Consider the following 11,069-nt stretch of genomic DNA (forward strand, 5'->3'; position numbering starts at 1 on the left):
CGGGCGGGGCGGGGTGCAGGAGCTCGTTCACCCCGACAGCCTACCGATCAGGCCGACGCCGCTTGTCCTGGCCGCTGCGCCGCACACCGGAGTCGGGCCGCTCGGCACCGTTCGCGGAGGGGCGTCGCCGGTCCTGCGGCGGCGTCGCGCGGTCGTCGGCGCGCAACGCATCGGAGGGGCGCTCGCGCGGCCGCTCGTCACGACGGCGCTCGTCCGAGCGTCGGTCGCCGCGGTCGTCGGCGCGACGCTCGGGCCGCTCCTCGGAGCGACGCACCGGGCGATCGTCCGAACGGCGCTCGGGCCGTTCGTTCGACCGGCGCACGGGGCGGTCCTCCGACCGGCGCTCCGGCCGCTCCTCGGACCGCCGCACGGGCCGCTCCTCGGACCGCCGCACCGAGCGCTCCTCGGTCCGCCGCTCTCCGCGCCCCTCGGTCCCCCGGTCGTCCGCGGTCTGCGGCCGCGGCCGCCGCGCGCCCGCGCTCGCCTGGCGTGTCGGCTCCGGCTTCTCCACCGGCGCCTCGCCGCCCTGGCGCGAGATGGTCAGCAGCGCACCCAGCTCGTCGCGGGTCAGGTCGCGCAGATCGCCGGACCGCAGCGAGCCCAGGTGAAGCGGGCCGAACTGCCGGCGCACCAGCTCGAGCACCGGATGCCCGACGGCCGCCATCATCCGCCGGACGACGCGGTTGCGCCCGGAGTGCAGCGTGATCTCGACGAGCGACGCGTTCGAGCGACCCTCCGGTCGGCCGAGCAGCCGCGCCTTGTCGGCCGCGACCGTGCCGTCCTCCAGCTCGACGCCGGCTGTCAGCGCCGCGATCGTCTGCGGCAGCACCTGCCCGTGCACCTTCGCGATGTAGGTCTTCGTCACCCCGAACGACGGGTGCGCGAGCACGTGCGCCAGCTCGCCGTCGTTGGTCAGCACCAGGAGCCCCGAGGTCTCGGAGTCGAGGCGGCCGACGTTGAACAGCCGCTCCTCGAAGTTCTGCGTGTAGGTCCGGAGGTCGGGCCGGCCGTTCTCGTCGGAGAGCGAGCTGACCACGCCGACCGGCTTGTTCAGCATCACGTAGCGCCGCGAGGTGTCCAGCTGCACGGCGACGCCGTCCACCTCGATCCGGTCGTTCTCCGGGTCGATGCGGCGGCCGAGCTCGCTCGCCACCTCGCCGTTCACGCGGATCCGCCGCGCGACGATCATCTCCTCGACGACGCGGCGGGAGGCGACCCCCGCGGCCGCGAGGACCTTCTGCAGTCGTTCGCCCTCGGGCAAGTCAGCCGCGCTCATCGAATCCGTTCCGTCCGTCGCTCAGTAGGGGGGAGATCTTCGGCAGCTCGTCGAGCGAGGCGAGGCCGAGATGGACGAGCAGCTGCTCGGTGGTGCCGTAGAGGACCGCGCCGGTCTCGGGGTCGCTGCCGACCTCCGCGATCAGGCCGCGGCCGAGGAGGGTGCGCGCGACGGAGTCGACGTTGACCGCGCGGATCTGCGCGACCTGGCCGCGGGAGATCGGCTGCTTGTAGGCGATCACCGCGAGAGTCTCGAGGGCCGCCTGCGACAGCTTGGTCGGGTTCTGGGTCAGCACGAAGTCGGAGACGACGGAGTCGTACTCGCGGCGCACGTAGACCCGCCAGCCCCCGCCGACCTCGCGCAGCTCGAAGCCGCGGCGGATGCCGCCGTCCGCGCCGTCGAAGTCCGCGGCGAGCCGCTCGACCGACTGCCGGACGACCGGGATCGGCCGGGAGAGCGCCGTGGCGAGCGCGGCGAGCGACTGCGGCTCGTCCGCGATCATCAGGATCGCCTCGACGGCGCGGTCGATCTCGAACGCGACGGTCCCGGGACCGGCGACGGCCGCGGAGTCGGTGCTCGTGGGCTCACTGGTCATAGTCGGCCCCCAGGTGCGCGAGGCTCGCGTCCGACCAGTTCTCGGCCACCCACTGCAGGGTCAGCTCGCCGAGCGGCTCCGGCTGCTCGAACGCGATCGCGGCATGCCGGTAGAGCTCGAGCACGGCGATGAAGCGCGCCACGATCACGCCCTTCTCGTTCGCATCGGCGACGAGCTCGCGGAAGGTCGCCGTCGTCCGCTCGCGCAGCACGGCCACGATGTACGCGGCCTGCTCGCGGATGCTGATCAGCGGCGCGTGCAGGTGGTCGAGCCCGACGGTCGGGATCTCGCGCGGAGCGAGCGCGACGGCGGCGAGCGCCGCGAAGTCCTCGGGCGAGAGCGTCCAGACCAGCTCCGGCTTCTTCGCGCGGAACTCCTCCTCGAGCGGCACCTGGCGCACGTGCCGGCCGGTCTCGGCGTCGATCCGCTCGGCGAACCACGCCGACACCTGCTTGAACGCGCGGTACTGCAGGAGCCGGGCGAAGAGCAGGTCGCGCGCCTCGAGCATCGCCGCGTCCTCCGCATCGACCAGCTCGCCCTGCGGCAGGAGCCCGGCGATCTTGAGGTCGAGCAGGGTCGCCGCGACGACCAGGAACTCCGAGGCGCGGTCGAGCCCCTCCGCCGTGTCGATGCCGTGCAGGTAGGAGAGGAACTCGTCCGTCACCGCGCTCAGCGCGATCTCGGTGATGTCGACCTGCTGCTTCGCGATCAGGCTCAGCAGGAGGTCGAAGGGCCCCTCGAAGTTCGACAGCGCGACGGTGAAGCCGCGGGAGACGGGGGCGGTGTCCGCCTCCTGGTCGAGCAGGAGCGCCTCAGGCGACCGCGCCACGCGAGATCAGCTCCCTGGCGAGCTTGCGGTAGGCCTTCGCCGCGTTGTGCTCCGGCGCGAACGTGGTGATCGGCACCCCCGACACGCTCGCGTCGGGGAACTTCACCGTGCGTCCGATCACCGTCTCGAGCACGCTGTCGCCGAAGGCGTCGACCACCCGGTCGAGCACCTCGCGCGAGTGCAGTGTGCGCGAGTCGTACATGGTCGGCAGGATGCCGTCGAGCTCGATCACGGGGTTCAGCCGGTCGCGGACCTTGTCGATCGTCTCGATCAGCAGCGCGACGCCGCGCAGCGCGAAGAACTCGCACTCGAGCGGGATGAGCACGCCGTGGCTCGCGGTGAGCGCGTTCACGGTGAGCAGGCCCAGCGACGGCTGGCAGTCGATCAGGATCACGTCGTAGTCGGCGCTGACCTTGCGCAGCACGCGAGCCAGGATCGTCTCGCGGGCGACCTCGTTGACGAGGTGCACCTCCGCGGCCGACAGGTCGATGTTCGCGGGGATGATGTCGAGGCCGGGGACGCGGGTCGGGCGGATCGCCTCGCTCGGGTCCTTGACGGTGCCGAGCAGCAGGTCGTAGATCGTAATCGCGTCGTAGGTCGCGACGCCGAGACCGGCGGACAGCGCGCCCTGCGGGTCGAAGTCGATGGCCAGCACGCGGCGGCCGTACTCGGCGAGCGTCGCGCCCAGGTTGATGGTCGTCGTCGTCTTGCCGACGCCGCCCTTCTGGTTGCAGAGCGAGATGATGCGCGCGGGCCCGTGCCCGGTCAGCTCCACCGGGAGCGGGAAGTCGCGCAGGGGCCGGCCGGTCGGGCCGAGCGTCGGGGCTTCGAGACCGGTGAGCTCGGCCTTGTCGTCCGTCTTGCGTGTCACCTGCGTCGCCTCGCTTCCCGTGTCGGCGTGCGCTCCCGCGCGGCCTCCGTCGAGTGTACCGGCGACCCCGTCGTCGTCCCCGCCGCCGCCCCGGCGTCCGCCGATCTCGAGCGCGCCTGCTGATCAGCCAGCCGCGCAGCGGCACACCCCTGCTGGTCGAGCAGCCGCAGCGGCCCACTCCATGCTGGTCGAGTCGCCGCGCAGCGGCCCCCTCCATGCTGGTCGAGTAGCCGCGCAGCGGCGTATCGAGACCCACCCCCTTCGAACGCCGGATCTCGATACGCCCGCTCCGCGGGCTACTCGATCAGCATGAAGCGACCCGCCCCCTCAGCGCCGCGCCCGCGGGTGCGCCGTCGTGTACACGTCGCGGAGCGTGTCCGCCGTCACCAGCGTGTAGATCTGCGTCGTCGCCACCGAGGCGTGCCCCAGCAGCTCCTGCACCACCCGCACGTCCGCCCCGCCCGCGAGCAGGTGCGTCGCGAAGGAGTGCCGGAACGTGTGCGGCGAGATCTCGCGATCCAGCCCCGCCTTCTCCGCGACCGCGCGGATCACCAGCCACGCGCTCTGCCGCGACAGCCGACTTCCGCGCACTCCGAGGAACAGCGCCGGCGTCGCCCGCCCGCGCCGCGACAGCTCGGGCCGCGCCCGCACCAGGTAGTCCTGCACGGCCTCGCGCGCGAAGCTCCCGAGCGGCACCATCCGCTGCTTCGAGCCCTTCCCGGTCAGCCGCACCACCTCGGAGTCGAACACGTCGTCGACGCTCAGATCGACCGCCTCCGAGATGCGCGCCCCGGTGGCGTAGAGCAGCTCCAGCAGCGCCCGATCGCGCAGCTCCGACAGCTCCTCGCCCCGGGCCGCCTCGAGCAGCGACGCCATCTGCTCGACCGTGATCGCCTTGGGCAGCGTCATCGGGAGCTTCGGCGGCAGCACGTCGTGGGCGACGTCGTCGGCGACGTGCCCCTCCTCGAGCGCGAAGCGGTGCAGCCCACGCACGCTCGAGAGGATCCGCGCCCGCGAGCTCGCCGCCAGCGGCCGTTCGGCCCGCGCCGCGAGCCAGGACGCGAACTCCCCCACGTCCGAGCGCCGGAGCGCCGCGAGATCGGTGACCCCGCGCTCCTCGAGCCAGCCGAGGTACAGCCCCAGATCGCGCCGGTAGGCCGCGATGGTGTGCGCCGAGAGTCCGCGCTCGACGCTCGCCTGCCGGAGGAAGGCGTCGGCGATCGCGGCCGGAGTCACCCCCGGCGGACCCGCGGGTGCCGCGTCCACGGTGCCGAGGCGTCGCCGAGGCCGGCCCAGCCGCGCGCGCGGAAGGCGTCCGCCGCGAGCACCGCGAGGCAGAGGGACGGGTTCTGCACCCGCCGCGCGAGCACGGCGTCGACCGCCTCGTCGAGCGCGACCCAGCGCAGCTCCATGTCGGCCTCCTCCGCCTCGCGCTCGAAGGCGGCGTCGGTGGCGGAGAGATCGCGCGCCAGGTAGATGCGGATCACCTCGTCGCTGCCGCCGGGCGAGGTGGCGAACTCCGAGAGCAGGTCCCAGCGGCCGGCCCGCAGGTCGGTCTCCTCCCCCAGCTCGCGCTGCGCGGCGAGGAGGGCGTCCTCCCCCTCGATGTCGAGGAGGCCGGCCGGGATCTCCCACTCGCGGGTGCGCACGGGGTGGCGGTACTGCTTGATCAGCGCGACGCGGTCCTCGTCGTCCAGGGCGAGCACCGCGACGGCGCCCGTGTGGTCGAGGAACTCGCGGCGCAGCTCGCCGTCGCCGTAGCGGAAGGTCTCGGCGCGGACGCCCCAGACCATGCCGTCGAAGACGCGCTCGCTGGTGAGGATCTCGGGCTCGACGAGCTCGTCCGAGAGCAGCGCGTCCGAGGGCACGGAATCGGTCGCGTCAGTCATCGGAGCCGGCCTCCGACGCCGGGAACAGGCGCGACGCCTCCTGGCGCTCGAGCGCCGCGGTCACGAGCCCCTTGAACAGCGGGTGCGCGTTGTTCGGCCGCGAGCGCAGCTCGGGGTGAGCCTGCGTGCCGACGTAGAACGGGTGCTTCTTCCGCGGCAGCTCGACGTACTCGACGAGGCTGCCGTCCGGCGACGTCCCCGAGAACCAGAGGCCGGCATCGGCGATGCGGTCGCGGTAGCCGTTGTTCACCTCGTAGCGGTGGCGGTGGCGCTCCGCCGCCTGCGGCGCTCCGTAGACCTCCGCGACGATCGAGCCCTCGGCGAGATCGGCCGTGTAGAGACCGAGCCGCATCGTGCCGCCCATGTCGCCGGCGGCGAGGATCTCGACCTGCTCGGCCATCGTCGCGATGACGGGGAACTCGGTCTCCGGGTCGAACTCGGAGGACGACGCGCCCTCGAGTCCGGCCTCGTTGCGTGCGTACTCGATCACCATGCACTGCAGCCCCAGGCACAGGCCCAGGGTGGGGATGCCGTTCTCTCGGGCGAAGCGCAGCGCGCCGAGCTTGCCCTCGATGCCGCGGATGCCGAAGCCGCCGGGGACGCAGATGCCGTCGAGCTCGGAGAGCGCCTTCGCGGCCGCCTCCGGGTCCTCGAGTCCGTCGGACGCGATCCAGCGCAGGACGACCTTGGTCTGCTGCGCGAAGCCGCCGGCCCGCAGCGCCTCGGTGACCGAGAGGTACGCGTCCGGCAGGTCGATGTACTTGCCGACCAGGCCGATGGTCACCTCGTGCTTGGGCTCGTGCACGGCCTCGAGCAGCTGCGACCAGCCGTCCCAGACGACCTCGCCGGCCGACAGGTCGAGCTGATCGATGATGTACGAGTCGAGCCCCTGCTCGTTGAGCATCGAGGGGATCTCGTAGATCGAGGCGACGTCCTTCGCGTTGACGACGGCCTGCTCGTCGACGTCGCACATCAGCGCGATCTTGCGCTTGTTCGACTCCGACACCGGCCGGTCGCTGCGCAGCACGAGCGCGTCCGGCTGGATGCCGATCGAGCGCAGCGCGGCGACGGAGTGCTGGGTCGGCTTGGTCTTCTGCTCGCCGGAGGCGCCCATGAACGGCACGAGCGAGACGTGCACGAAGAAGACGTTGCGGCGGCCGAGCTCGTGGCGCACCTGGCGGGCCGACTCGATGAAGGGCTGCGACTCGATGTCGCCGACGGTGCCGCCGATCTCGGTGATGATCACGTCGGGCTGCGGGTCGTCCTCGGCCTGCAGGCGCATGCGGCGCTTGATCTCGTCGGTGATGTGCGGGATGACCTGGACCGTGTCGCCGAGGTACTCGCCGGCCCGCTCGCGGGCGATCACCCGGGAGTAGATCTGACCGGTGGTGACGTTCGCCGCCTGGTTCAGGTTGATGTCGAGGAAGCGCTCGTAGTGCCCGATGTCGAGGTCGGTCTCCGCGCCGTCGTCGGTCACGAAGACCTCGCCGTGCTGGAACGGGTTCATCGTCCCGGGATCGACGTTGAGGTACGGGTCGAGCTTCTGCATCACGACGCGCAGTCCGCGCGCGGTGAGCAGGTTGCCGAGGCTGGCGGCCGTCAGGCCCTTGCCGAGCGAGGAGACGACCCCGCCCGTGACGAAGATGTGCTTCGTGACCTTCGCGGGGGCGGTGTCGCGCCCGGCCGCAGAAGTGTCGTAAGAGGAAGAGGAAAGGCCCGAGTTCGAATTGTCCACCACGGGGTTCCACCGTAACAGCAGAACCGGGTCCGGGCGCCGCCCCCGCCGATTTCGCACCGGTCGGGGGGCGGCGCACCGGCCGGCGTCAGCGCCGGCGGCTCGACTCGAGCAGCTCGCGCGCGTGCGCCAGGGCGTTCTCGGAGTCCGTGAGCCCGGAGAGCAGGCGCGCCATCTCGGACACCCGCTCCTCCGCGTCCAGCTGGGTCACCGCGCTCGAGGTGACCGAGCCGTCCGAGCCCTTCTCGACCCGGAGGTGGTTGGTCGCGAAGGCCGCGACCTGGGCCAGGTGCGTCACCACGATGACCTGCGACGTCTCGGCCAGGCGCGCGAGCCGGCGCCCGATCTCGATCGCCGCCGCACCGCCGACGCCCGCATCGACCTCGTCGAAGACGAACGTCGGCACCGGATCGTTCGCCGCCACGACCACCTCGATCGCGAGCATCACCCGCGAGAGCTCTCCGCCGGAGGCGCCCTTCGCCAGCGCGCGCGGAGTGGCGCCGGTGTGCGGCTGCAGCAGCATCTCGACCGTGTCGCGCCCGTGCACCGTCGGCTCGCTCGCGCTGCCGACCTGCACGTGCAGGCGAGCATCGGCCATGGCCAGCGCGGTCAGCTCGTCGCTCACCCGCGCGCCCAGCTCGGCGGCGGCCGCGGTGCGCAGCTCGGTCAGCCGGTCGGCGAGCCGCTCGACCAGATCGGCGTCGGCGGCGGTGTCGGCCTCGAGGGCCGCGATCCGCTCGTCGTCGCCGTCGAGCTCGAGCAGCCGCAGCCCGGAGGAGTCGACGAGGTCGAGCACGTCGTCGAGGGTCGGCCCGTAGGTGCGCGCGAGCGCGGAGAGCTCCGCCCGGCGGTTCTCGATCAGCTCGAGGTCGTGCGCGCCGTCGAGGTCGAGCTCGGCGAGGTAGGAGGAGAGGCCGGCCGCGACGTCGCCGAGCAGCACCGACGCCTCGCCGAGGGTCTGGGTCAGCGGCTCGAGCGCCGCGTCGTGCTCCGCCGCGCGCTCGAGCACCCGGCGGGCGATCTCGACGAGACCGAGGGCGTCGCGGCCGTCGAGCTCCTCCGAGGACACGGCCTCGCGGGACTCCCCTGCGGCGATGCGCAGCTGCTCGATGCTGCCGAGCCGCTCGGACTGCGTCGAGAGCTCGACGTCCTCACCGCGCTGCGGGGCGACCACCTCGATCTCGGCGAGCGCACTGCGGAGTCGCTCCGCCTCGCGCGCCCGCGACTCCCGCGCCGTGGTCAGCTCGTCGAGCTCCTCGCGGTTGGCCCGCCAGCGCTCGAAGGCGCTCGCGTAGTCGCGCAGGGCCTCCCCCAGCTCGGGTCCGCCGAAGCGGTCGAGCGCGTCGCGCTGCGCGGCCGCCGAGCGCAGCCGGATCTGGTCCGACTGCCCGTGCACCACGACGAGCTGATCGGCCAGCTCGCTGAGCACGCTGACCGGGGCACTGCGGCCGCCGACGACGGCACGCCCGCGCCCCTCGGCCGAGACCGAGCGCGCGAGCAGCAGCTCGGGTCCGTCGAGGTCGCCGCCGGCGTCGTGGACGCGGTCCGCGACCGCACCCTCCTCGGGCACCAGCCAGCGGCCGGACACCCAGGCCTGCTTGCTGCCGGAGCGGACGGCGGACGCGTCGGAGCGCGCGCCGAGCACGAGGCCCAGGGCGGTCACGACCATGGTCTTGCCGGCACCGGTCTCACCGGTGACGGCGGTGAATCCCGGTCCGAGCGGGAGGGTCGCCTCGGCGATGACGCCGAGGTCGCGGATCTGCAGCTCCTCGAGCATGCGGCTACTCCGTCTCCGCCGACCCCCGCCATCCGCGGATGGGGAGACCGAACTTCTGCACCAGGCGATCGGTGAACGGGGCGTCGTGCAGGCGGGCGAAGCGCACCGGCACGGGCGAGCGGCGGTACACCACCCGCGCCCCGGGCGGCAGCTCGTAGGTGCGCCGGCCGTCGGCCCAGAGCACGCCGACGCCGTCGGTGCGCTCCTTCACCTCGACGGCGAGGCTGGAGTCCGGCCCCACGACGAGCGGGCGGGCGAACAGGGCGTGCGCACTGAGCGGCACGAGCAGCATCGCCTCGAGCGTGGGCCAGACGACGGGACCGCCGCCGGAGAAGGCGTAGGCGGTCGAGCCGGTGGGCGTCGACACGACGATGCCGTCGCAGCCGAAGCTGGAGAGCGGACGACCGTCGACGCCGACCATCACTTCGAGCATCCGCTCGCGGCTGCCCTTCTCGACGGTGGCCTCGTTGAGCGCCCAGGTCTCGTAGACCACGGCGTCGTCGATCTTGACGCGCACCTGCAGCGTCATCCGCTCCTCCACGGCGTAGTCGCCGTCGAGTGCGCGAGCGACCGCGTCGTCGAGGTCGTCGCGCTCGCTCTCGGCGAGGAAGCCGACATGGCCGAGGTTCACTCCGAGCAGCGGAGCCGTGCCGGTTCGGACGATCTCGGCCGCGCGCAGGATGGTGCCGTCCCCGCCGAGGACGAAGACCAGCTCGATCTCCTCCAGCGTGACGTCGGCGCCGAGGACGGCCACGTCGCTGAGCTCGGGCGCGGTGCGGACGATGTCACCCTTGTCGTCGGCGCAGAGCACGGGCCGGGCTCCGGACCCGCGGAGGCGTCCGACCACGAGGATCGCCGCTTCGAGGGAGTCCGCCCGTCCGGTATGGGCGATGACGAGGATGTTGCGCTCGCCAGGAGGGGACTGCATCGAGTGGGTGTCCTTCGGGTCGATCGACGGCGGCGGACACGATCGCGTCACCCGAGGGTGAGCGCGGTGACCGCGTCCCTCCATTCTGTCGGAATCGTTCCGCGGTCGCGGTGGAGGTGCACCAGATACTCCTGATTCCCAGCGCCACCCGGGAGCGGCGAGGCGATCAGACCGGCCACTCCGAGTCCCGCGTCCCAGGCGGACCAGAGCACGTCGGAGAGTGCCTCGCGCCGGAGTTCCGGATCACGGACGATCCCCTCCTTGATGCCGAGGCGGCCCACCTCGAACTGCGGCTTGACCAGCACGACGAAATCGGCGGTCGGCGCGACGGACGCGGCGACGGCCGGCAGCACCATCGACAGGGAGATGAAGGAGACGTCCGCGACGACGAGGTCCGGCACGACATCCGTTCCGGAGGCCGCTGCGAGCGAGGTCGCCGTCATCTCCCGCGCGTTGAAGCCCTCGACGACGCGCACTCGCTCCTCGGAGCGGATCCGAGGCGCAAGCTGCCCGTGTCCGACGTCGAGCGCGATCACCGACGCGACTCCGCGCTCCAGGAGCACCTGGGAGAACCCGCCCGTGGAGGCGCCGACATCCAGGGCGTTCGCACCGTCGACTCGCACGGTGGGGAACGCGTCCAGGGCGGCGATCAGCTTGTGGGCCGCCCGGCTGACGTAGTGGTCCAGCGAGGCGACGGCGACCTCCTGCTCGGGCCGCACTCGGATCGACGGTTTGAGCGCCGGCGCACCGTCCACGGTGACGACACCGTCGGCGATCATGCGCGCCGCATGCACTCGGGAGCGGGCGATGCCTCGCGTGGCGAGTGCGGTATCGAGCCGCTGGTCCTCGGAGTCGGTCATCGAGCGGAGTCACCACCCTCGAGCCGGATCCGAAGCTGCTCCTGCAGTTCCGCGTAGGCAGCCGCCCGCGATGCCAGGGGCGACTGCTCGATGTCGTCGAGACGATCGCCGAGCTCGACGCTCTCGCTTCCGGACGTGCGGTCCTCGGACATCGTCACTCCTCACGGCGCCGCGTCGAGCGGCTAGCGGCTCTCAGGGAGAACCTCTGGTTAAACAGCGATGGCCACCCATTTCTGGGTGGCCATCGTGAATTGGTGTCCGGCGGTGTCCTACTCTCCCACAGGGTCCCCCCTGCAGTACCATCGGCGC

General features: G+C 72.4%; 10 protein-coding genes and 1 pseudogene. All 11 read right to left on the reverse strand.

Annotated features, from left to right (window positions below):
• Positions 1 to 511: 511 nt before the first annotated feature.
• A pseudogene (locus MT351_RS16185) lies at positions 512 to 1,276 on the reverse strand (pseudouridine synthase); the annotation flags it as partial.
• Positions 1,263 to 1,871: an SMC-Scp complex subunit ScpB gene (gene scpB / locus MT351_RS16190; protein ID WP_123735984.1), complete on the reverse strand. Its 609-nt coding sequence runs from the start codon at positions 1,869 to 1,871 to the stop codon at positions 1,263 to 1,265. The pseudogene MT351_RS16185 and the gene scpB, both read right to left, overlap by 14 nt.
• Complete coding sequence (locus MT351_RS16195) at positions 1,861 to 2,700, reverse strand: ScpA family protein (protein WP_132438483.1); 840 nt, start codon at positions 2,698 to 2,700, stop codon at positions 1,861 to 1,863. The genes scpB and MT351_RS16195 overlap by 11 nt, the downstream gene beginning before the upstream one ends.
• A complete protein-coding gene (locus MT351_RS16200) occupies positions 2,684 to 3,571 on the reverse strand; it encodes a ParA family protein (protein WP_123446039.1) in 888 nt (295 codons plus the stop codon). The genes MT351_RS16195 and MT351_RS16200 overlap by 17 nt, the downstream gene beginning before the upstream one ends.
• 327 nt (positions 3,572 to 3,898) lie before the next feature.
• Positions 3,899 to 4,807: a site-specific tyrosine recombinase XerD gene (gene xerD, locus MT351_RS16205; protein WP_132438491.1), complete on the reverse strand. Its 909-nt coding sequence runs from the start codon at positions 4,805 to 4,807 to the stop codon at positions 3,899 to 3,901.
• Positions 4,804 to 5,460: an NUDIX hydrolase gene (locus tag MT351_RS16210; RefSeq protein WP_132438484.1), complete on the reverse strand. Its 657-nt coding sequence runs from the start codon at positions 5,458 to 5,460 to the stop codon at positions 4,804 to 4,806. The genes xerD and MT351_RS16210 overlap by 4 nt, the downstream gene beginning before the upstream one ends.
• A complete protein-coding gene (locus MT351_RS16215) occupies positions 5,453 to 7,216 on the reverse strand; it encodes a CTP synthase (RefSeq protein ID WP_279398415.1) in 1,764 nt (587 codons plus the stop codon). Before MT351_RS16215 ends, MT351_RS16210 begins: the two co-directional genes overlap by 8 nt.
• Before the next feature lie 67 nt (positions 7,217 to 7,283).
• Positions 7,284 to 8,972, reverse strand: coding sequence for a DNA repair protein RecN (gene recN / locus MT351_RS16220; protein WP_132438486.1), 1,689 nt, complete (start codon positions 8,970 to 8,972; stop codon positions 7,284 to 7,286).
• A gap of 4 nt (positions 8,973 to 8,976) precedes the next feature.
• Positions 8,977 to 9,900 (reverse strand): NAD kinase, encoded by a 924-nt coding sequence (locus MT351_RS16225; RefSeq protein ID WP_123733311.1) that lies wholly within the window; start codon positions 9,898 to 9,900, stop codon positions 8,977 to 8,979.
• Positions 9,901 to 9,947: 47 nt separating this feature from the next.
• Complete coding sequence (locus tag MT351_RS16230; RefSeq protein ID WP_132438487.1) at positions 9,948 to 10,760, reverse strand: TlyA family RNA methyltransferase; 813 nt, start codon at positions 10,758 to 10,760, stop codon at positions 9,948 to 9,950.
• The gene (locus MT351_RS16235) at positions 10,757 to 10,912 is read right to left on the reverse strand and encodes a hypothetical protein (protein WP_165909240.1); all 156 of its coding nucleotides are present in this window, start codon (positions 10,910 to 10,912) and stop codon (positions 10,757 to 10,759) included. The genes MT351_RS16230 and MT351_RS16235 overlap by 4 nt, the downstream gene beginning before the upstream one ends.
• Positions 10,913 to 11,069 lie beyond the last annotated feature (157 nt).

It is taken from the genome of Rathayibacter sp. VKM Ac-2926, from assembly GCF_022815565.1.
GTDB classification, from domain to species: Bacteria; Actinomycetota; Actinomycetes; order Actinomycetales; family Microbacteriaceae; genus Rathayibacter; species Rathayibacter festucae.

What these genes read in the sequence shown, in the direction of transcription:
- MT351_RS16230 (WP_132438487.1), bottom strand. Translation starts at nt 10,760, where the DNA reads ATGACCGACTCCGAGGACCAGCGGCTCGATACCGCACTCGCCACGCGA.
- scpB (WP_123735984.1), bottom strand. Translation starts at nt 1,871, where the DNA reads ATGACCAGTGAGCCCACGAGCACCGACTCCGCGGCCGTCGCCGGTCCC.
- recN (WP_132438486.1), bottom strand. Translation starts at nt 8,972, where the DNA reads ATGCTCGAGGAGCTGCAGATCCGCGACCTCGGCGTCATCGCCGAGGCG.
- MT351_RS16225 (WP_123733311.1), bottom strand. Translation starts at nt 9,900, where the DNA reads ATGCAGTCCCCTCCTGGCGAGCGCAACATCCTCGTCATCGCCCATACC.
- MT351_RS16210 (WP_132438484.1), bottom strand. Translation starts at nt 5,460, where the DNA reads ATGACTGACGCGACCGATTCCGTGCCCTCGGACGCGCTGCTCTCGGAC.
- MT351_RS16235 (WP_165909240.1), bottom strand. Translation starts at nt 10,912, where the DNA reads ATGTCCGAGGACCGCACGTCCGGAAGCGAGAGCGTCGAGCTCGGCGAT.